The sequence below is a fragment of the Herbiconiux flava genome, from assembly GCF_013409865.1.
Taxonomy (GTDB): Bacteria; Actinomycetota; Actinomycetes; order Actinomycetales; family Microbacteriaceae; genus Herbiconiux; species Herbiconiux flava.
This window is the reverse complement of sequence record NZ_JACCBM010000001.1, coordinates 1,992,652-2,012,681: the sequence shown is the minus strand read 5'-3', so window position 1 is coordinate 2,012,681 and position 20,030 is coordinate 1,992,652. Positions and strand designations below refer to the sequence as shown.

At 70.7% G+C, this 20,030-nt stretch carries 22 protein-coding genes and 2 tRNA genes; 12 read left to right on the top strand and 12 right to left on the bottom strand.

Annotation, left to right across the window (positions count from 1 at the left end; all coding sequences use genetic code 11):
• Positions 1 to 72: 72 nt before the first annotated feature.
• Positions 73 to 570, top strand: coding sequence for a Dps family protein (locus BJ984_RS09750; protein WP_179547850.1), 498 nt, complete (start codon positions 73 to 75; stop codon positions 568 to 570).
• Positions 571 to 672: 102 nt separating this feature from the next.
• Here the strand turns inward: BJ984_RS09750 and BJ984_RS09745 are convergent, their stop codons facing one another.
• The 5 genes from BJ984_RS09745 to BJ984_RS09725 are packed head-to-tail and all read right to left on the bottom strand — an operon-like array spanning position 673 to position 5,120.
• The gene (locus BJ984_RS09745) at positions 673 to 2,211 is read right to left on the bottom strand and encodes an amidohydrolase (RefSeq protein WP_179547849.1); all 1,539 of its coding nucleotides are present in this window, start codon (positions 2,209 to 2,211) and stop codon (positions 673 to 675) included.
• Positions 2,208 to 2,861, bottom strand: coding sequence for an FMN-binding negative transcriptional regulator (locus tag BJ984_RS09740; RefSeq protein ID WP_179547848.1), 654 nt, complete (start codon positions 2,859 to 2,861; stop codon positions 2,208 to 2,210). Before BJ984_RS09740 ends, BJ984_RS09745 begins: the two co-directional genes overlap by 4 nt.
• 1 nt (position 2,862) lies before the next feature.
• Entirely contained in the window at positions 2,863 to 3,948 is a 1,086-nt protein-coding gene (locus BJ984_RS09735; RefSeq protein ID WP_179547847.1) for an Fpg/Nei family DNA glycosylase, read from the bottom strand.
• A 15-nt stretch (positions 3,949 to 3,963) separates the two neighbouring features.
• Positions 3,964 to 4,452 carry a ribose-5-phosphate isomerase gene (locus tag BJ984_RS09730; protein WP_179547846.1) on the bottom strand — a complete coding sequence of 163 codons (489 nt, stop codon included), beginning with the start codon at positions 4,450 to 4,452 and terminating at the stop codon, positions 3,964 to 3,966.
• 59 nt (positions 4,453 to 4,511) lie between these two features.
• A complete protein-coding gene (locus BJ984_RS09725; protein WP_179547845.1) occupies positions 4,512 to 5,120 on the bottom strand; it encodes a mycothiol-dependent nitroreductase Rv2466c family protein in 609 nt (202 codons plus the stop codon).
• A gap of 52 nt (positions 5,121 to 5,172) precedes the next feature.
• On the opposite strand from BJ984_RS09725, the gene pepN reads away from it, so the two are divergent.
• From pepN to BJ984_RS09705, 4 genes are all read left to right on the top strand, one after another.
• Complete coding sequence (gene pepN / locus BJ984_RS09720) at positions 5,173 to 7,728, top strand: aminopeptidase N (protein ID WP_179547844.1); 2,556 nt, start codon at positions 5,173 to 5,175, stop codon at positions 7,726 to 7,728.
• A gap of 96 nt (positions 7,729 to 7,824) precedes the next feature.
• Entirely contained in the window at positions 7,825 to 8,886 is a 1,062-nt protein-coding gene (locus BJ984_RS09715; RefSeq protein WP_179547843.1) for a mechanosensitive ion channel family protein, read from the top strand.
• Entirely contained in the window at positions 8,886 to 9,287 is a 402-nt protein-coding gene (locus tag BJ984_RS09710; protein ID WP_179547842.1) for a globin, read from the top strand. The genes BJ984_RS09715 and BJ984_RS09710 overlap by 1 nt, the downstream gene beginning before the upstream one ends.
• A gap of 139 nt (positions 9,288 to 9,426) precedes the next feature.
• Positions 9,427 to 11,082, top strand: coding sequence for an FAD-binding dehydrogenase (locus BJ984_RS09705; protein ID WP_271206504.1), 1,656 nt, complete (start codon positions 9,427 to 9,429; stop codon positions 11,080 to 11,082).
• Between the two features lie 56 nt (positions 11,083 to 11,138).
• On the opposite strand, the gene BJ984_RS09700 is transcribed toward BJ984_RS09705, so the two are convergent.
• Positions 11,139 to 11,807, bottom strand: coding sequence for a DUF8185 domain-containing protein (locus tag BJ984_RS09700; RefSeq protein WP_179547840.1), 669 nt, complete (start codon positions 11,805 to 11,807; stop codon positions 11,139 to 11,141).
• Between the two features lie 84 nt (positions 11,808 to 11,891).
• Here BJ984_RS09700 and BJ984_RS09695 point away from each other — a divergent pair, with 84 nt between their 5' ends.
• Positions 11,892 to 12,758 (top strand): acyl-CoA thioesterase, encoded by an 867-nt coding sequence (locus BJ984_RS09695; RefSeq protein ID WP_271206491.1) that lies wholly within the window; start codon positions 11,892 to 11,894, stop codon positions 12,756 to 12,758.
• A 28-nt stretch (positions 12,759 to 12,786) separates the two neighbouring features.
• On the opposite strand, the gene BJ984_RS09690 is transcribed toward BJ984_RS09695, so the two are convergent.
• The 5 genes from BJ984_RS09690 to msrA all read right to left on the bottom strand — a co-directional run bounded on the left by BJ984_RS09690 (position 12,787) and on the right by msrA (position 16,935).
• The gene (locus BJ984_RS09690; protein ID WP_179547839.1) at positions 12,787 to 13,269 is read right to left on the bottom strand and encodes an acyl-CoA thioesterase; all 483 of its coding nucleotides are present in this window, start codon (positions 13,267 to 13,269) and stop codon (positions 12,787 to 12,789) included.
• 7 nt (positions 13,270 to 13,276) lie between these two features.
• Positions 13,277 to 14,959 carry an energy-dependent translational throttle protein EttA gene (gene ettA / locus BJ984_RS09685; RefSeq protein WP_173183795.1) on the bottom strand — a complete coding sequence of 561 codons (1,683 nt, stop codon included), beginning with the start codon at positions 14,957 to 14,959 and terminating at the stop codon, positions 13,277 to 13,279.
• A gap of 2 nt (positions 14,960 to 14,961) precedes the next feature.
• Positions 14,962 to 15,459 carry a DUF6993 domain-containing protein gene (locus BJ984_RS09680; RefSeq protein WP_179547838.1) on the bottom strand — a complete coding sequence of 166 codons (498 nt, stop codon included), beginning with the start codon at positions 15,457 to 15,459 and terminating at the stop codon, positions 14,962 to 14,964.
• A gap of 215 nt (positions 15,460 to 15,674) precedes the next feature.
• Positions 15,675 to 16,235, bottom strand: coding sequence for a single-stranded DNA-binding protein (locus BJ984_RS09675; protein WP_179547837.1), 561 nt, complete (start codon positions 16,233 to 16,235; stop codon positions 15,675 to 15,677).
• 172 nt (positions 16,236 to 16,407) lie between these two features.
• Positions 16,408 to 16,935, bottom strand: a complete 528-nt coding sequence (msrA, locus tag BJ984_RS09670) for a peptide-methionine (S)-S-oxide reductase MsrA (protein WP_179547836.1) — start codon at positions 16,933 to 16,935, stop codon at positions 16,408 to 16,410.
• 72 nt (positions 16,936 to 17,007) lie between these two features.
• Here msrA and BJ984_RS09665 point away from each other — a divergent pair, with 72 nt between their 5' ends.
• The 3 genes from BJ984_RS09665 (at position 17,008) to BJ984_RS09655 (ending at position 18,384) form a co-directional block, all read left to right on the top strand.
• Entirely contained in the window at positions 17,008 to 17,223 is a 216-nt protein-coding gene (locus tag BJ984_RS09665) for a hypothetical protein (RefSeq protein WP_179547835.1), read from the top strand.
• Between the two features lie 122 nt (positions 17,224 to 17,345).
• Positions 17,346 to 18,266 (top strand): hypothetical protein, encoded by a 921-nt coding sequence (locus BJ984_RS09660; protein ID WP_179547834.1) that lies wholly within the window; start codon positions 17,346 to 17,348, stop codon positions 18,264 to 18,266.
• A 45-nt stretch (positions 18,267 to 18,311) separates the two neighbouring features.
• Positions 18,312 to 18,384: transfer RNA gene (locus tag BJ984_RS09655), tRNA-Arg, on the top strand.
• A gap of 92 nt (positions 18,385 to 18,476) precedes the next feature.
• Here the strand turns inward: BJ984_RS09655 and BJ984_RS09650 are convergent.
• Positions 18,477 to 18,695, bottom strand: coding sequence for an SCO4848 family membrane protein (locus tag BJ984_RS09650; RefSeq protein ID WP_179547833.1), 219 nt, complete (start codon positions 18,693 to 18,695; stop codon positions 18,477 to 18,479).
• Positions 18,696 to 18,770: 75 nt separating this feature from the next.
• Between BJ984_RS09650 and orn the strand changes: the two genes are divergently transcribed.
• The 3 genes from orn (at position 18,771) to BJ984_RS09635 (ending at position 19,985) form a co-directional block, all read left to right on the top strand.
• Entirely contained in the window at positions 18,771 to 19,391 is a 621-nt protein-coding gene (orn, locus tag BJ984_RS09645; RefSeq protein WP_179547832.1) for an oligoribonuclease, read from the top strand.
• A 46-nt stretch (positions 19,392 to 19,437) separates the two neighbouring features.
• Positions 19,438 to 19,513, top strand: a tRNA-His gene (locus tag BJ984_RS09640).
• Between the two features lie 121 nt (positions 19,514 to 19,634).
• On the top strand, positions 19,635 to 19,985 hold the full coding sequence (locus BJ984_RS09635) for a metallopeptidase family protein (protein ID WP_173183788.1): 351 nt from the start codon (positions 19,635 to 19,637) through the stop codon (positions 19,983 to 19,985).
• Positions 19,986 to 20,030: the final 45 nt, after the last annotated feature.

The window sequence follows — 20,030 nt, the reverse complement described above, 5'->3', positions numbered from 1 at the left end:
TGCCTCAGCTTGCTTGCGGAACATTTCCTGCTGAGTACCGTTGAGTCACAGGGATCGGAAGGACACCTCATCATGACCGAAGTCATCGGCACCCGCACCACCAGCCCCGCCAGCACCACGAGCCCCGACGTGGCCGCCGCAGCGGCTCAGTTCCTCAGCCCCGTCGTGATCGAGCTGCAGGCCCTCGCGGTCAACGGCAAGCAGGCCCACTGGCACGTGCGCGGCTCCAACTTCATCGGCGTGCACGAGCTGCTCGACACCGTGGTCGACCACGCGCAGGAGTACGCCGACACGGCGGCCGAGCGCGTCGTCGCCCTGGGCCTGCCGATCGACGCGCGCATCCAGACCGTCGCCGAGAAGACCGGCACCACCGCGATGCCCGCCGGCTTCCAGAAGTCCGACACGATGATCCAGGCGATCATCGGTCAGATCGACGTCGCCCTCGCGGTCGTCAACAAGGCCGTCACCGAGCTCGGCGAGATCGACCCCTCCTCGCAGGACGTGGCGATCGAGATCGCCCGCGGCCTCGACAAGGATCGCTGGTTCCTCTTCGCGCACATCTCGGAGTAGCTCTCCGCCTCCGCTCCGGCGGGCTCGCCTCCGGGCGGGCCCGCCGTTCGCGTCTCCGGGCGGGGTTCCGGATGCGCGCCGCAGCGCCGACCGTCGGCCGGCCTAGAGGGCGCGGTGCGTCTCGCGGCCGGCGAGCAGGGTGAGGGCGACGGGCATCGTGCGCAGCGCATCCGGAGCCGCCGTCAGCGGGTCGGACTCCACCACCGCGAGGTCGGCCGGCTGCCCGGTGCGCACGGAGGCACGGCCTCGCGTGCTCGCCACCAGTGCATCCGTCGCCGGGATGCGCTGCTCGGGGTGCCACGGTTCGCGGCCGTCGCGGGTGCGCCCGACCGCGGCCGACATCGTGACCCACGGGTCGAGCGGGGCGACGGGAGCGTCGGAGCCGAGCGCGAGGGTGGCGCCGGCAGCCTGCAGGCTGCCGAGGGCGAAGGCCCGGCCGGTGCGGCCGGCCCAGTAGCGCTCCGCGACGTCGCGGTCGTCCATCGCGTGCTCGGGCTGCACGCTCGCGATCACGCCGAGACGGGCGAAGCGCGCGATGTCGGCCTCGTCGAGCAGCTGAGCGTGCTCGAGCGAACCGCCGGCGCCGAGCGCTTCGAAGGCGTCGAGCGCGAGACGGTTCGCGTGGTCGCCGATCGCGTGCACGGCCGGCACCAGCCCCGCCTCGCGCGCCCGGTGGAGCAGCGCCGAGAGCTCGTCGGGCGGTACGGTGAGCAGTCCGTGGGCGCCGGGCTGCCCCTCGAGCCCCGGATACTCGTCGTAGCAGTAGGCCGTGCGGGTGTTCAGCGAGCCGTCGGTGATCACCTTGAACGGGCCGACGTGCACCAGTCCCCGAGCGCCCGCGAGAGGCTCGCCCGTGCGCAGCCCCTCGGCGATCGCGCGGTCGAGGTGCTGCGGATAGACGCCGAACTCCACCCGCAGCAGGTCGTGGCCGTTCGCGGCCCGGCGGGCCCAGGTCTCCGCGTTCCAGGTCATCTCGAGGTCGACGACGCCGACCACGCCGCGCGCCGCCGCCGCGCGGGCGGCGTCGAGGGCCCAGGCGTCGGTCAGGGCGTCCGGCAGCTCGCCGAGCGCGCGCTGCACGGCGAAGGCGGGCTCCTCGCGCAGCACGCCGGTTCTCTCCCCCTCGAGTCCGAAGCGCCGGAGGGCCGCCGTGTTCAGCCAGCAGCAGTGCAGGTCGGCCGAGATCAGCACCACGGGCCGGCTGCCGCTCACGGCGTCGAGCAGCGCCGCGGAGGGCTCGTCGGGCCAGAGCGCGTCGCGGAAACCGATGCCCACCAGCGGATGCTCGGACCCCTCGCCCTCGCCTTCGCCGGCCGCGCCGCGGGCCGCTTCGCTCCGCTCGGCTTCGCCGACGAGCGTCGCCGCCTCAGCGGCCGACCGCGCCGCGGCGACGTCCAGGCGCTGCGCCACCGCGGCCCACGAGGTGAAGTGCACGTGGTTGTCCCAGAGGCCGGGAACCACCCAGCGCCCGTCGAGCTCGACGCGCTCGAAGCCCTTGGGGGTGCCGTCGCCCGCGGGAGTGATGACGGCGATCTCGCCGTCGGCGATCACGATGTCGACGGCGGCACCGCCGTCGGAGAAGCGCCCCTCCGAGGTGCTGCCGGGCAGGCGGCCGCCCGCAAGGAGGAGGTCTCCGGTCATCCGCTGGTCTCCATCTCGCCGAAGACCGCGGGGTTCGCGCGCCGCACGTGCTGCGCGAGCTCGGCGCTGGCGTAGGGCCCGTCGCCCTCCAGCCCCGCCACGATGCGGCGGAGGCTGCCCTCGGTGCGGTTCTGGCTCATCTTCAGCTTGGCGGTGAAACGCTCGACCGGGATGCGCAGGCCCACCGTGCCCGCGCTGATGCGGTCGGCGTAGGCGGAGTTCTCGAGGGTGCCCCGCATGAGCTGCGGCTCGGGCATCCGCTCTTCGAAGTGGTCGACGAGCCTCTCGAGCACGCGCAGGTTCTCGGCCGGGTCGAGCAGTTCGGGGGTGCCGTGCAGGTGCGCGGTCACGAAGTTCCAGGTGGGCACCGACGGATGCTCGTCGTACCAGCCGGGCGAGATGTAGCCGTGCGGCCCCTGGATCACCACGAGCAGCTCGTGCTCGCCGAGCTCGTGCAGCCGCTCGTCCGGCCGGCCGACATGGGTGAGCAGCGTGAGGGAGCCGTCGGAGCCCTCCTCGACCAGCACCGGGTAGTGCGAGGCGACGAGTCCCTCGGTGGTGTTCGAGACGAGCGTGGCCCACGGGTGGTCGCGGATCAGCTGCGCGACGACGGCGGAGTCGGTGAGGGCGAAGACGGGGGTGTGTCGCATGTCAGGCCTGATCCTTCGGGCACCAGTAGAGCTTCCGGCCGCCGAACTCCTCGAGCACGATGTTCGTTCCGCAGATTCGGCAGGGCAGGCCCTCGCGCTTGTAGACCCAGTGCCGATCGGCCCGGCTCGCCATGGCGAGGGCCTGCGCCTCGTCGTCGAGACCGTCCATGGTGAGCATCTGGCCGGTGCGCACGCCGAGGTCGAGCAGATAGACCCAGTCGCGCCAGAGCGCCCGGGCGGTGTCGACGGGCACCTGCTTGCCGGGGGTGTGCGGGTTCAGCCGGGCGCGGAAGAGCATCTCGGCGCGGTAGACGTTGCCGATGCCGCTGACGACGCTCTGGTCCATCAGCAGCAGGCCGATGGGCGTGGGCTTCTTGCGCACGGCGGCGACGAAGCGCTCCTCGGCCTCGGCGGAGTCGTCGTTCAGCGGGTCGGGGCCGAGCTTCGCGATGGCACGCTCGACGCCGGCGACGTCGAGCACCTCGCAGGCTGTCGGGCCGCGGAGGTCGGCGACCGCCGTGTCGGTGAGCAGGCGAACCCGCACGGCGCCGACCGGGGGCGGCGGGAAATCACCCTCCTCCTCGGTCTCCTTCTCCTGCTCCGACATGCGGAGACGGGCACGGCGGGGGGCGCCGATGGAATGCACCGAGTCCTCGCCGTCGGCGTCATCGGGGGCGGCCTCGGTGGCTGCGAGCGCCTCGCGCGCGCGCTCGGGAAGCTCGCCCGCGGCCGCGAGCTCGTCGATCGTCCCCTCCGCCTGCGCACCGAGACCCGGTTCGAGGTCGGTGCCGCGCATGTTCGTCTGCCCCATCCGGCCCCCGGCCGACCGGATCGTGGCGTCGGTCGTGATCTCGCCCGCGAAGTCCCAGGCGCCGTAGATGCCGAGGTGCACCCGCAGCCAGACGCCGTCGTCGAACTCGAGGAACATCTGCTTGCCCACGGCGCGGGCACCCGTCATGGTGCGGCCGTCGAGCACCGACGCGCCCTCGGCGAAGCGGCCCTGCGGAGAGCTCGCCGAGACGCGGTGGCCGACGAAGTTCGCGGCGAACTGTCGCGCGATGCGGTGGACGGAATGACCCTCGGGCATGACGGAGGTCTCGGGTCAGGCGTCGACGCTGCGGCCGGCGATGAGCCCGGTGGCCTCGTACTCGGCGAGCTGGGCGATGCGGCGCACGTGGCGCTCCTCGAAGGAGAAGGGCTCGGCGACGAACCAGTCGATCAGCGCGACGGCCTCCTCGACCGTGTGCTGACGCGCGCCGATCGAGATGACGTTCGCGTCGTTGTGCTGACGGGCGAGCTTCGCGGTCGACTCGTTCCAGACCAGGGCGGCGCGCACCCCGGTGACCTTGTTCGCGGCGATCTGCTCACCGTTGCCCGAGCCGCCGAAGACGACGCCGAGCGCCTCGACGCCGGCCTGCTGATCCTGCACCACGCCGTGGGCGGCGTTGATGCAGAACGAGGGGTAGTCGTCGAGCGGGTCGTAGCTCTCGGGGCCGTGGTCGACGACGTCGTGGCCGGCGGCGGTGAGGTGCTCCGTGATGGTGCGGCTGAATTCGAGCCCGGCATGATCGGTGCCGATGTGGATGCGCATGGCTCTCAGCTTAGAACGACCGGGCGGGCGGGCGCGTCGGCACCCGCCTCACAGTCCCGTCAGAACTGGGGGCCGCGGGTGCGGCTGCGCTTGAGCTCGAAGAACCCGTCGTAGGAGGCCGCGGCCACCACGCCGTCCCAGAGCGTCAGCGCCATCTCGCCCGTGGGCGCGGGGCTGATCACGGGCCCGAAGAAGGCGACGCCGTTCACCGCGATGACGGGCGTGCCCACGTCCTGGCCGACGCGCTCGATGCCGTCGAAGTGCGAGGCCCGCATCTGCGGGTCGTACTCCTCGGAGTCGGCGTGGGCGGCGAACTCGGCGGGCAGCCCCACCTCGGCGAGCGCCCCGGCGATGACCTCGTCGGAGTCGGTGCTGCCGCCCGGGTGGATGCGTGTGCCCAGCGCGTCGTAGAGCGGCTTCACGATCTGCTGGCCGTGCAGCTCGGCGGCCGCGGCGACGAGGCGGGTGTAGCGGAGGGCGCGCGGGAAGAAGGCCCGGTACTCCTCCGACACGTCCTGGTCCTCGTTCAGCACCGCGAGGCTCATGATGTGCCAGGTCACGTCGAGGTCGCGGTGCTCCGCCACCTCGTCGACCCAGCGGGAGGTCATCCAGGCCCAGGGGCAGGAGGGGTCGAACCAGAAATCAACGCTCGTCTTCTCTGAAGTCACGGAACCATCATCGCATTAGGCTGAGCGGGCAATCGAAAAGGAGAGCAGCCCCGTGCCTGGAGAAAACCTCACCCGCGCAGAAGCCCGCGAACGCGCCGCCATCGTCGACGTGACGAGCTACGACGTCGTCCTCGACCTCACCACCGGTCCCGAGACGTTCCGCAGCACCACCACCGTCACGTTCAGCGCCATCCCCGAGGCGGTCGGGGCGTCGACCTTCATCGACGCCATCACCCGAACGGTGCACGCGGTGACCCTGAACGGCGAGTCGCTCGACCCCGCCCGGGTGAGCGACGGCGTGCGCATCCAGCTGCCCTCCCTGCAGACCGAGAACGTGCTCGTCGTCGACGCCGACATGGTCTACACCAACACGGGCGAGGGCCTGCACCGCTTCGTCGACCCGGTCGACGACGAGGTCTACCTCTACAGCCAGTTCGAGGTGCCCGACTCCCGCCGCATGTTCGCGGTGTTCGAGCAGCCCGACCTCAAGGCCGTCTTCACCTTCACGGTCACGGCGCCCGACTACTGGGAGGTCGTCTCGAACTCCCCCACCCCGTCGCCGACGGTGGCGGTCGAGGGCACCTCAGCCACCTGGGCGTTCGAGCCCACGCCCCGCATCTCGAGCTACATCACCGCGCTCGTCGCCGGCCCCTACATCGTCGAGCGCTCCTCGCTGACGAGCGCCGACGGTCGCGAGATCCCGCTCGGCGTCTTCAGCCGCGCCTCGCTGGCGCAGTACATGGACGCCGAGTACATCTTCGAGAAGACCCGCGAGGGCTTCGCGTTCTACGAGGAGAAGTACGACTTCCCCTACCCCTTCGCCAAGTACGACCAGCTCTTCGTGCCGGAGTTCAACGCGGGTGCCATGGAGAACGCGGGTGCGGTGACGTTCACCGAGACCTACGTCTTCCGCTCGAAGGTGACGGATGCGGTGCGGGAGCGCCGCGTCGTCACGATCCTGCACGAGCTCGCCCACATGTGGTTCGGCGACCTCGTCACCATGCGCTGGTGGAACGACCTGTGGCTGAACGAGTCGTTCGCCGAGTACATGTCGACCCTCGCCACCGCCGAGGCCACGGAGTGGAAGGAGGCCTGGACCACCTTCGCCGCGATGGAGAAGAGCTGGGCCTACCGCCAGGACCAGCTGCCCTCGACGCACCCGATCGTCGCCCGCATCAACGACCTCGAAGACGTGCAGGTGAACTTCGACGGCATCACCTACGCCAAGGGCGCCTCGGTGCTGAAGCAGCTCGTCGCCTGGGTCGGCCAGGACGAGTTCATGAAGGGCGTCGCCGCCTACGTGAACAAGCACCAGTTCTCGAACACCGAGCTGAACGACCTGATGGTCGAGCTCGAGGCCACCAGCGGGCGCGACCTCACCAGCTGGTCGGAGCTCTGGCTCGAGACCGCCGGCGTCAACACCCTGCGCCCCGTGATCGAGTACGACGAGAACGACGTCATCACCTCCTTCGCGGTCGCCCAGGAGGCCCCGCTCGACTACCCGACCATCCGCCCGCACCGTCTGGCGATCGGCTTCTACGAGCGCGAGGGCGAGAAGCTGGTGCGCACCTACCGCGTCGAGCTCGACGTCGACGGCGCCTCGACGCCGGTGCCCGAGCTGGTGGGCCGCTCGCGCCCCGAGATCGTGCTGCTGAACGACGACGACCTGGCCTACGCCAAGATCCGTCTCGACGGCTACTCGCTCGACACCGCCATCGAGCAGCTCTCCTCGATCGAGTCGCCGCTCGCCCGCTCGCTCGTCTGGGGCTCGGTCTGGGACGCCACGCGCGACGCCGAGACCCGCCCGCGCGACTTCGTGCGGCTGGTGCTCGGCAACATCGCCACCGAGACCGAGTCGACGACCATCCGCACCGTGCTGAACCAGCTCGTGCTCACGGCGTCGAGCTATGTGGCTCCGGATGCGCGTGACGCCGTCATCGAGGACGCCGCGACCACCCTGTGGCGCCTCGCGCTCGACGCGGCTCCGGGTTCCGACGCCCAGTTCCAGTTCGTGAAGTTCTTCGCCGCGCTCGCCTCCACCGACGAGCAGCTCGAGAACGTCGCCCACCTGAAGAACGGCACCGTCGCGCTCGAGGGTCTCGACATCGACACCGACCTCACGTGGGAGCTGCTCATCGCGCTCGTCGCCGGAGGCAAGGCCGGCGAGGCCGAGATCGCCACCACGCTCGAGGCCGACAACACCGCCTCGGGCGCCCAGTCGGCGGCGCACGCCCGCGCGGCCGTGCCGACCGCCGAGGGCAAGGCGGCGGCGTTCGCCTCGCTCGTCGACGTCGACACGGCGCCGAACGCGATCGTGCGGGCCACCGGGCTCGGCTTCCAGCGCGGCAGCGACCCCGCCTTGTTCGAGCCGCTGGTCGAGCGCTACTTCGACTCGCTGCAGCTGCTCTGGGAGACCCGCAGCTACGCGATCGCGAGCGCCGTGATCAACGGGCTGTACCCGGCGGGACTGGCGAACCAGGCCCTGCGGGACGCGACGCAGCAGTGGCTCGACCGGAACGGCGAGCCGCCGGCGCTCCGCCGCCTCGTGGTCGAGAACCTCGCGGGCGTCGACCGGGCCCTGGCGGCGCAGGCGCGCGACGCGCGGTAACGCGCCCGCTCCTCCCCGCTCCGCCGCTCCCCTGCTCACGGTCCTGCGGGCGCGCTCCGAGGCTCTGCCAAGAGTGCGCCCGTAGGATCGAGGCATATGGACTGGAACATGATCTGGGCGAACATCGCCTCCTTCCTCGAGACGTACCAGAAGCCCATCGGGGTTCTCGCCATCATCGTCGTGGCGTTCATCGTGCGAGCGGTGCTGCTCTACCTCGTGCGCCGCCTCGTCGATCAGGTGGTCAACGGGGTCAAGCGCAAGCAGAACGTCAGCGACACACAGGCCCTCGTGGCCTCGCCGCTCGCGGCCGTGCGCATCGTGCAACGCACCCGCACCCTCGGCTCGGTGCTGAAGAACATCATCAACGTCACGATCGTCGTCGTCTCGCTGCTGCTCATCGTGCAGACGATCGACGAGCGCGTCCTCGGTTCCCTGGCCCTCCTCACCGCCGCGCTCGGCGCCGGCCTCGGCTTCGGCGCCCAGAACATCGTCAAGGACGTGCTGAACGGCCTGTTCATGGTCTTCGAGGACCAGCTGGGCGTCGGCGACGTCGTCGACCTGGGGCCCGCCACCGGTGTCGTCGAGGCGGTGGGCATCCGCATCACGCAGGTGCGCGACGTCAACGGCACGCTCTGGTTCGTGCGGAACGGCGAGATCCTGCGCGTCGGCAACATGTCGCAGGGCTGGGCGCGCGTGATCATCGACCTCGCGATCCCCTACGACTCCGACCTCGACCGGGTGCAGGAGAAGATGCTCTCCACCGCGACCGCCATGGCGAACGAGCCCAAGTGGCGCTCGCGCATCGTCGAGAAGCCCGAGATCTGGGGGCTCGAGTCGATCTCGGCCGAGGCGCTCGTGATCCGCATCGTGGTGAAGACCCGCACCTCGGCGAAGGACGACGTGGCGCGCGAGCTGCGCATCCGTCTGAAGAAGTCGCTCGACGAGATCGGTGTCACCCTGCCCTCGCTGAACACCGTCGTGCTCTCGGGCTTCGAGGGCGCGGCCAGCGTGCAGGGTGCGCGGCCGCCGAAGACGAAGTCGGTCGAGACGCAGCAGGCCGCCCAGGAGACCGCGCTCACCAAGGCGCCGCGGGCTCCCCGCGCGCCTCGTGCACCCCGCGCCCCCAAGGCGCCGAAGCCCCCGAAGGACGAGGCGTGATGGATCTCACACCGAAGGTGCCCGAGAACCCGTTCTACGAGCAGGTGGGCGGGCACGAGACGTTCGTCGCCCTCGTCGAGCGGTTCTACGAAGGCGTCGAGACCGACCCCGTGCTGAAGCCGATGTACCCGGCCGACGACTGGGACGGGGCGGTGCGCCGGCTGACGATGTTCCTCGAGCAGTACTGGGGCGGGCCGGGCACCTACAGCGCCGAGCGCGGGCACCCGCGGCTGCGGATGCGCCACAACCCGTTCAAGGTGAACCCCGACGCCCGCGACCGCTGGCTGGCCCACATGCGCGTGGCCGTCGACTCGCTCTCACTCGCGCCCGCCGACCGGGAACTGCTCTGGGACTATCTCGAGCGGGCGGCCCATGCCATGGTGAATACCTTCGAGGACTAGTCGCCTGGTCCTCACCTGGGCCGGGTGGCCCTGAGACACTGCTGCGACGAAGGAGTTGCCCGTGGAATCGAACGCATCGCCGGCCTCGGCGGCCTCGGCGGCCTCGCCCGTCTCGGTCTCGTCGACCTCCTCGACCGACGTGATCGTCGTGGGGGCCGGCCTCGCCGGTCTCGTCGCCGCCTGCGAGGTGCTCGAGGCCGGCAAGCACGTGACCGTGCTCGAGCAGGAGCCCGCGTCGTCGTTCGGCGGGCAGGCCTGGTGGTCGTTCGGCGGCATCTTCCTCGTCGACAGCCCCGAGCAGCGGCGGATGCGCGTGCGCGACTCCCTCGAGCTCGCCCGCCAGGACTGGCTCGGCTCGGCCGGCTTCGACCGCCCCGAGGACGAGTGGGGGCGGCGGTGGGCCGAGGCCTACCTGCAGTTCGCGGCCGGCGAGAAGCGGGCCTGGCTGAACTCGCTCGGGGTGCGGTTCTTCCCCGTCGTCGGCTGGGCGGAGCGCGGCGGGTACACCGCGAACGGGCACGGCAACTCGGTGCCGCGGTTCCACATCACCTGGGGCACGGGTCCGGGGGTGCTCGAGCCGTTCGTGGCGCGATTCCGGCGGGGCGTGGCGGAGGGGCGCGCGCGGGTGCTGCACCGGCATCGGGTGGATGAGCTCGTCACGTCCGGGGGCGAGGCGGAACGCGCATCCGCTCATCGTGTCGTGGGTGCCAGGGGGTCGGTGCTCGCCGCGAGTGCGGTGGATCGGGGTGAGGAGAGCTCGCGCGAGGTCGTCGGGTCGTTCGAGATCTCGGCGGGGGCGGTGATCGTGGCGAGCGGGGGCATCGGCGGCAACCACGAGCTGGTGCGGCAGCAGTGGCCACGGCGGCTGGGGGCGGCTCCGGCGACGATGCTGTCGGGGGTGCCGGCGCACGTCGACGGGCGGATGCTCGGCATCACCGCCTCGGCCGGAGCCCGCCTCGTCAACGGCGACCGGATGTGGCACTACACCGAGGGGATCGAGAACCACTCGCCGGTGTGGCGGCAGCACGGCATCCGCATCCTGCCCGGGCCGTCGTCGCTCTGGCTGGACGCGACCGGGAAGCGGCTGCCGGTGCCGCTGTTCCCGGGCTTCGATACGCTCGGGACGCTCGAGCACATCCTGTCGACCGGGTACGACCACAGCTGGTTCGTGCTGACGCAGTCGATCATCGAGAAGGAGTTCGCCCTCTCGGGCAGCGAGCAGAACCCGGATCTGACCGGGCGCGACCTGAAGCTGCTGGCGCAGCGCGTGCGCCCAGGAGCCCCCGGGCCCGTCGAGGCGTTCAAGGAGAAGGGCGCCGACTTCGTGGTCGCATCGACGCTGCCCGAGCTGCTGCACGGGATGGCGCGGATCACGACGGCTCCACTCGACCCGGCGCAGGTCGCGCGTGAGATCGTCGCCCGCGACCGGGAGGTCGACAACGTGTTCACGAAGGACGCGCAGCTCACCGCCGTGCGCGGTGCCCGACACTACCTCGGCGACAAGCTGATCCGGGTGGCGAAGCCGCACCGGCTGCTCGACCCGGCGGCCGGGCCGCTGATCGCGGTGAAGCTGCACGTGCTGACGCGGAAGAGCCTCGGGGGAATCCAGACCGATCTGCAGGGACGGGCGCTCTCCGCCTCGGGATCGCCGGTGCCCGGCCTGTACGCGGCGGGCGAGGCCAGCGGGTTCGGCGGGGGCGGGATGCACGGGTACCGGGCGCTGGAGGGGACGTTCCTCGGCGGGTGCCTGTTCTCGGGGCGGGCCGCGGGTCGGGCGGCGGCGGGGGCGGTGTGAGGCGCCTGTCGGCGTCTCGTCTCGCGTAGGGCGCTTCGTGCCGGGCGCGGGTGGTGTCAGCGGCGCACGAGGACGTGACCGCGGCGGGTCGTGAGGCGCAGCCAGGAACCGGAGCGGTAGACCGACACGGCGTCATCCGGTCTGACGAAGCCGAGGCTCACGGCGCTGAACGCGGCACCGGCCGGGATGCGCGGCTCGAGCTCGGGCAGCACGTCGAGGTCGCGGCCCCACACCTCGGAGCGCACCTTGTGCACGAGCTGCTCGCCCGTGTTGTCGGGGACCGCGGCGGCCACCTCGGCGACACCCGCGCGGGTGGCCTCGTCGAGGACCGCGCCTTCGACGGCGCCCGCCGCCTCCCAGCCGCCGCGCGGCGGACTGATGCCGGCCCAGGCCACGCCCTGCTCCCCCGGCGGCAGCGGAACCTCGAGGGGCCCCTCGGCCGCGTTGCTCATCACCGAGAGCTGCGCGAGACGATCCAGCAGCGAGCGGATCGGCACCACGGTGTCGAACGGCTCGGGGCTGTTCAGCGCGAAGGTGCGCAGCCCGAGCACGGTCGGCGCGCGGTCGAGCAGCCCCTTCGGCGTGAGGGTCGGCGTGTACACGGCGAGCACCCCGAGGCTGCCGAGCAGGCGCGCCGAACCGGGCTCGACCCGGGCGGCGCGGCCGAGGTACACCTTGAGATCGCCGAGCGACGCGGCGTCGATGAGCGTGAAGGACTGGACCATCTGTGCTGTCTAAACTACTTCACAGCGACGGATGCGCACGCATTCCGCTCGCGTTCGCACCAGCCTGAACCCCCGGGAGAGATCGTGTCAGACGCGCTAGCGGGCTTCCTCACCACCCTCGACCTCGTCGACACCGGCGCCCGCACGACCGAGGACATCTTCACCGGCCCCTCGCAGTCGATGCCCAACGGCCGCGTCTTCGGCGGCCAGGTGCTGGCGCAGTCGCTGATCGCCGCGACCCGCACGGTCGACGACGACCGGGCGGTGCACTCGCTGCACGGCTACTTCCTGCGGCCGGGCGACGCCTCGGCCGACATCACCTTCGCGGTCGACCGCATCCACGACGGCCGCTCGTTCACCACCCGCCGCGCGCAGGCCTACCAGAACGGCGTGCCGATCCTCTCGGCCATCCTGTCGTTCCAGACGGAGGACTCCGGGCTGGAGCACCAGGTCGAGATGCCCGCCGACCTGCCGGGGCCCGAAGAGCTGCCGAGCGCGGTCGAGGTGCTCTCGGCGGTCGACCACCCGGTGGCGCGCACCTGGGCCCGGGAGCGCGCCTTCGACATGCGGCACGTGCCGAACCCGATCTACTTCAGTGTGGAGGGCGAGCGCGAGGCGCGGCAGGCCGTGTGGATCCGCTCGCTCGGCACCCTGCCCGACGACCCGGCTCTACACCGTGCCGCGCTGGTCTACGCGAGCGACTACACGATCCTGGAGTCGGTGATGCGGCGGCACGGGGTGTCGTGGGCGCGACCCGATCTGAAGATGGCGAGCCTCGATCACGCCATGTGGTGGCATCGGTTCGCCCGGGCCGACGAGTGGCTGCTGTACACGCAGAGCTCGCCGAGCGCAAGCGGCGGCCGCGGGCTGGCGCTCGGGCGCATCTACGACCTCGGCGGCCGCCTGATCGCGTCGGTGGCGCAGGAGGGCATGGTCCGCGTCAAGGACTGACTCGCGCACCGGTGGATCCGGCCGTTCCTCAGGCGCGGCGGCGGAAGGTGAGGGGTTCGTCGAGGTAGGGCTCCCACGCGGCCCGCTCGTGCGGGTGCATGCGGCGCGGGCGGTCGGTGGCCGCGTCCACGAGCACCAGGGTGGTCGACGCCTTGACGTAGGTGACCCGCGGCTCGACGCCGATCGGGCTCTTCACCTCGTAGTAGACGTCGAGGCTCGCCCCGCCCAGGTGCCCGATCCACAGCTCGACGTCGATCGGCTGCCGGATGTACGGCATCGACGTGACGTACTCGATCTCCTGCCGGGAGATCACGCTCTTCGTGTCGGCCTGCGGCCCCGCGTCGATGACCGCCGTCGACCACTGCGCCTGCTGCGGGTCGGCGATGTCGCCGTCGACCCAGAAGGCGAAGACGCGGGCCTCCTCGAGGATCTTCAGCATCGACGCGTTGTTGACGTGCCCGTACGCGTCGAGGTCGCTCCAGCGCAGCTGGATCGGGACGTGCAGCCGCATCGCTCGCCTAGTCGCGGGTGAGCTTGCGGTAGGTGGTGCGGCTCGGCTTCGCGGCGTCGGCCCCGAGGCGCTCGATCTTGTTCTCCTCGTAGGCCTCGAAGTTGCCCTCGAACCAGTACCAGTTCGCCGGGTCGTCCTCGGTGCCCTCGTAGGCGAGGATGTGCGTCGCGATGCGGTCGAGGAACCACCGGTCGTGCGTGATGACCACGGCGCAACCGGGGAACTCGAGCAGCGCGTTCTCGAGGCTCGACAGGGTCTCGACGTCGAGGTCGTTGGTGGGCTCGTCGAGCAGCAGCAGGTTGCCGCCCTGCTTGAGCGTGAGCGCGAGGTTCAGGCGGTTGCGCTCACCACCGGAGAGCACCCCGGCCTTCTTCTGCTGGTCGGGCCCCTTGAAGCCGAAGGTGCCGACGTAGGCGCGGGACGGGATCTCGGTCTTGCCGACCTGGATGTAGTCGAAGCCGTCAGAGACCACCTCGAACAGCGTCTTGTTCGGGTCGATGCCGCCGCGCGACTGGTCGACGTAGGAGATGTCGACCGTCTCGCCGATCTTCAGATCTCCGCCGTCGAGCGGCTCGAGGCCCACGATGGTCTTGAACAGGGTGGACTTGCCGACGCCGTTCGGGCCGATCACGCCCACGATGCCGTTGCGCGGCAGGGTGAAGGAGAGGTTGTCGATGAGCACGCGCTCCCCGAACCCCTTGCGGAGCTTCTTGGCGTCGATCACCTGCGAGCCGAGGCGCGGACCCACCGGGATCTGGATCTCCTCGAAGTCGAGCTTCTTGGTGCGCTCGGCCTCGGTGACCATCTCCTCGTAGCGGGCCAGACGGGCCTTCGACTTCGCCTGGCGGCCCTTCGCGTTGCTGCGCACCCAGTCGAGCTCCTCGGAGAGACGCTTGGAGAGCTTGGCGTCCTTCTTGCCCTGCACCGCGAGACGCTCGCGCTTCTTCTCGAGGTAGGTCGAGTAGTTGCCCTCGTAGGGGTAGAGGCGACCGCGGTCGACCTCGGCGATCCACTCGGCGACGTGGTCGAGGAAGTACCGGTCGTGGGTCACGGCGAGCACGGCGCCGTGGTACTGCTTCAGGTGCTGCTCGAGCCAGAGCACGCTCTCGGCGTCGAGGTGGTTGGTGGGCTCGTCGAGCAGCAGCAGGTCGGGCTTCTGCAGGAGGAGCTTGCAGAGCGCGACGCGGCGCTTCTCACCGCCGGAGAGGTTGGCGACCGGCGAGTCGGCGGGCGGGGTGCGCAGCGCATCCATCGCCTGCTCGAGCTGGGAGTCGAGGTCCCACGCGTCGGCGGCGTCGATGGCCTCCTGCAGGGTGCCCATCTCCTCCAGCAGCGCGTCGAAGTCGGCGTCGGGCTCGGCCATCAGCGCGCTGATCTCGTTGAAGCGGTCGATCTTGCCCTTGATCGGGCCGACGCCCTCCTGCACGTTCTCGAGCACGGTCTTCGTCTCGTCGAGCTCGGGCTCCTGCATCAGGATGCCCACGGTGAAGCCCGGCGTCAGCTTGGCCTCGCCGTTCGAGGGGGTGTCGAGCCCCGCCATGATCTTGAGGATGGTCGACTTACCGGCGCCGTTCGGGCCGACGACACCGATCTTCGCCCCGGGCAGGAATGCCATCGTGACGTCGTCGAGGATCAGCTTGTCGCCCACCGCTTTGCGGGCGCGCACCATCGAGTAAATGTATTCGGCCATGGTCACCAGTCTATGGCGCGGGTCTGACCGATCAGGCACTGGCCGGTGCCGAGCACCGGCGCGACCGTGCTCGTGTAGGCGCCGTGGCCGTACTGCCCGATCAGGCACTCGTTCTTCCACAGCACCGAGAACTGGATGGAGTCGGCCGCGACCCCCACCGTCGTGATGTCGGGCGTCACCTGCATCGCGGCGATGTCGAAGCCGTTCGTGCGCAGGTTGCTCGTGAACTCCACTCCCCCGGCAGCCGGGTTGCCCGCCACGAGCGCCTGGTTCACCTGGTCGAAGAACGCCTTGTTGTCGGCCGCCGACCCCTCGGGGTTCAGCGCTGCCGGCGCCGCGGCGGTCTCGGTGGGTGCCGCCGTGACCGACGGCGCCGCGCTCGCCGACGGCGCCGGCTCGGCGTCGGGCGTGCAGGCACTGAGCAGCCCCACCAACGCCACCGGCACCACCACCGCGACGGCCCACCTCCGGGCCGGCGCTCCGGCTCGTCTCGTCTGCATCGCTCCCACAATCCTCTCGATCACGGCACCATCCCGCCCCGGCCCGTGAGACCGACACGAGTGTATGCGTTCGCGACCCCGGTCGCCTGAGAGACCGCCGCGCCTGCCGTCTCGCACCGCGTCCGTCCCCAGCACGCTCGAACGCGCTCGATCGGCAGACCGTGGTGGGACGCTCCCACCCGCTCGGGCAGAACCGCTCGGTCGAAACCGCCCGGTCAGAACGGGAGGCCCGCGTCGGCGGGCTCCTCGGCCGCCGTGGACGCCATGGCGGGCTCCCGAGCATCCGGAACCCCCTGCCCCTGCTGCGGGTCGTGCAGCCCGCCCGCCGGCTCGAGGCCCGCCGCGAGCGCATCGTGCGCCCACGTGTCGCCCGCAGCGCCGTCAGCCGGAGCCGAACCCGAACCGGAACCCGAGCCCGCCGGCGAGACGCGCGCCCAGACCGCCGTTCCCCAGCCGAGGTCGTGCCCGAGGGCGTCGGCCTCGATCTCGATTGTGGTGCCGGAGCGCTCGGCGTTCTCCCACGGCCGGATGCGCACCCGCCCGGACACGACCACGCGCTGCCCCTGCTCGATCGACGCGGCCATGTTCTGCGCCAGCTGCCGGAACCCGGTGACCGTGTACCAGTTGGTGTCGGTCTCGACCCACTTCTGCCGGTCGCGATCGAAGCGCCGCTGGCTCGAGGCCAGCCGGAAGCTGGTGATGTCGAGACCGGCGTTCGTGGTGATGTGCCGCGGCGCCGTCGCGACGACTCCGGTGAGGGTCATGGTGTCGGACATGTCGTGCTCCTTCTGTCGTGAGTGATCACCCTCGTGGGCGGTCACCGTCGTGTGGGGTCACCGTCGTGGGTGATCCGTGCCCCGAGTCTGCGGCGGTGGGACGCACGAGAAACGACCGGGGCCCCATCTGTGGACAGGGCCCCGGCCGGAGCAGGAAGTGCAGGAGGAGTGGCTACGCGGCCTTGATGTACTTCGCGTAGGCCTTGCGCACCTTGTTCACCTTCGGCAGCGCGACGGCCATGCAATAGCCCTGGCCAGGGTTCTTGGCGAAGAAGTCCTGGTGGTACTCCTCGGCGCGGTAGTACTCGCCGAGGGGCTCGAGGGTGGTGACGATCCCGCCGTCCCACAGTTCGGACGCGCGCTCGAGCGCCGCCTCGAACAGCGCCTTCTGCTCGTCGCCGTCGTAGAACATCGCGGAGCGGTACTGCGTGCCGACGTCGTTGCCCTGGCGGTTCAGCTGGCGCGGGTCGTGCAGCGTGTAGAACACGTCGAGGATCACCTCGGCCGGGATGACGGCCGGGTCGAAGGTCACGGCCACGGCCTCGGCCTGGCCCGTGGTGCCGGTGCAGACCTCTTCGTAGCTCGGGTTCGGGACGGAGCCGCCCGTGTAGCCCGACACCACGTCCTGCACGCCTTCGAGGGTGCGGTAGACGGCGTCGAGGCACCAGAAGCAGCCTCCTGCGACAACGAAAGTTTCCATGCCTGGATTCTACGGCCGGCCACGGCGGGCAGCGCCCCGGCCGATGTCGGTGGTCGCCCGTAGCGTGCAGTCATGTCGATACAAACGCTCAGCGCCCCCGCCGTGCACCGTGTGCGAGACGGCTACTGGCGCGTCACCGCCGCCTCGGGCATCGTGCTCGGCTACGTCGAAGAGGTCGCCGACCCGCAGGGTCCGCGGTTCCGCGCCCGGCGGCTCTACTCCTCCGGCCGCGTCGGCGACGTGGGCGAGTTCGGGCAGCGGGCGGAGGCCGTCGAGTGCCTCCGCTGAGCAGGGGGGCGGATGCGCGTGCCGCCGTCGTCCCGGTGGCCGACGACGTCCGATCCACCCGATCCCGGCGACACCGGCTCGTCGCCCCGTCGTGCGGCTGAGCCGCGGGTATCGTGCCGCTCATGGAATGGTGGAATGGTCTCGTCCGGTGGTTCTCGTCCGCCGATGGTGAATACGTCGTCTCGAATCTGGTGCTCCCGGCCGCCGCGATCATCGTGGCCGGCCTCCTCGCCGCCTGGATCGCGCACTCCTCGGTGAAGCGCCTGCTCGCCAAGCACGACCGCGAGCTGAAGATCTCCGCCATCGCCGCCCTCATCGACGCCGCCGAGCAGGCCTCGGTGTGGAACTCCCTCACGCCGCAGGAGCAGATCCTCTCCGACCGCGCGAGCGGCCAGGCCGACATCCAGGTGCGCCTGCTGCCGATCAAGGGCTCCGACGTCGCCGCCAACTGGGCCGCGCACTGCCTCGCCGAGATGAAGCGCGAGTCCGCCACCTTCGGCTACCGCATCGAGCCCGCCGTGATCGAGTTCCGTGACCGGCTGATCGAGTGGCAGCAGCGTCCGGCTCGTTCCAAGCGCCTGTTCCAGGCCGACCTCGAGCGCTGGGCCGCGGCCGACTCCACGAAGGAGTCCGAGCTCGCCTCCAAGCAGGACGAGTGGGTCGCCCAGCAGCACCACGAGCAGTTCGCCCGCCCCGACGCCGCGCAGGGCCGGCCCGAGCAGCGTTCCGCGGCGTCGAACTCGGCGCCCACGGCATCCGCTCGCCCCGACTACACCGACGTGCCGACCCAGGCCACGCCGATCATGCCCTCGTCGCCCCTCGCGCCGACCCACGAACCGCGCCCCATCGTGCAGCAGGTCGCGTCGGGCACGGGCACCCGCGGGATGGCTCCTCGCAAGCCGATCGCCGCGGGGCCGCGCGGGGCCGCCTCACCGCTCGGCACCCTCGAGAACACCGTCGACCCGGGTGATGACGCGCGCGCCTCGGGTGACGTGCCGCCGCCGGTGCACGCGTTCCCGCCGCGCGCCGGCTCCACTGACTGAGCCCGCCCGGGGGCGACCCGGCGGAGGTAGTACGCTTTTCGGGTCGCCCCTGTAGCTCAGTGGATAGAGCACCGGCCTTCTAATCCGTTTGTCGCTGGTTCGAATCCAGCCAGGGGCACACCCGTCGGCAACCGGCGCACCGAGCCGACCGGGCCGACCGACCGGGCCGACCAGCGAGCGACCGGTCTGCTCCCGGCCCGAGCGACGAGCTCAGGCTCCGGCGAGAGCCGCGATCCCCGCGATCACCGACACCACGGCGATCACCAGTGCGATCGCGATCAGCACCGCGTGCACGATCAGGAACGTCGTCGGCTTGCCCGCCGCATCGCGGGCCCGCGTGTCGCGGCTCACCCGCTTGTAGAACTGCGGCCACACGATCACGTTAAAGGCGGCGTTCACGAACAGCAGGACGGCGAGTGCGGTAGTCATCGCCGCCAGTCTAGAAGGCGCCGCGGGTCGGGGGTCGGCCCGCCCGGTGTCGGCGCCCGGCCCTAGACTTCTCGCATGAGTTCTTCCTCAGACCGTCTCGTGTGGATCGACTGCGAGATGACGGGGCTCGACCTCGAGGTCGACGAACTGGTCGAGGTCGCGGTGGTCGTCACCGACTTCGATCTCAGCCTCGTCGACCCGGGTTTCAGCATCGTCATCAAGCCCGACGACTCCGCGCTCGAGCACATGAACGACTTCGTCACGAACATGCACGCCACCAGCGGCCTCGCCGACGAGATCCCGCACGGCGTCAGCCTCGCCGACGCCGAGTACCAGGTGCTCGAGTACATCCTGAAGCACGTGCCGGCCGCCCAGTCGGCGCCGCTCGCGGGCAACACCATCGGCACCGACCGCATGTTCCTCGCCAAGTTCATGCCGCGCGTCGACGGCCACCTGCACTACCGCAGCATCGACGTCTCGTCGATCAAGGAGCTGGCCCGCCGCTGGTTCCCCCGCGTCTACTTCAACGCGCCCGAGAAGGCCGGCGGGCACCGCGCCCTGGCCGACATCCTCGAGTCCATCCGTGAGCTCGAGTACTACCGCAAGGCCGTCTTCATTCAGGAGCCCGGGCCGACCTCGATCGAGCTCAAGACCATCTCCGCCGACGTCGTGCGCGACTTCGGCTCCAATATGTAATAGACTCGTTTGTCGTTGCCCCACGATCTCGATCACGGGGCGCATGGTGGATATAGCTCAGTTGGTAGAGCGCTGGCTTGTGGTGCCGGATGTCGCGGGTTCGAGTCCCGTTATTCACCCCACCGGCGGCCGACAGCCGCCACGATGGCCCGGTTCACGCCGGGCCATCGTCGTATCCACCCATCGTCACTCCATGCAGGTCGCCGGGTGCCGGCCTGCTCTGCACCATGAACGGGGCTCCGGATGCTCGAGATGACCGCCGACGACTTCGAGGCGCTCGTGGGCGACGAACTCGATCAGCTGCCCGACGACATGCTCGACGGGCTCGACAACGTGGTCTTCGTCGTCGACGACCGGCCCGAGGACGGCAGCCTCGACCTCCTCGGCCTCTACGACGGCGTCGCGGTCACCGAGCGCGGCCAGTACGGCTTCGGCGAGATGCCCGACCGCATCACGCTCTACCGCGAGCCCCTGCTCGCCATCTGCGACGACGTCGAGGAGCTGCGCGATCAGGTGCACGTCACCCTCGTGCACGAGATCGCCCACTACTACGGCATCGACGACGAGAAGCTGCACGAGCTCGGCTGGGGCTGAGCGGCGCTCCAGGTCCAGCGGCTTCACAGCACATCGTTACCCGGA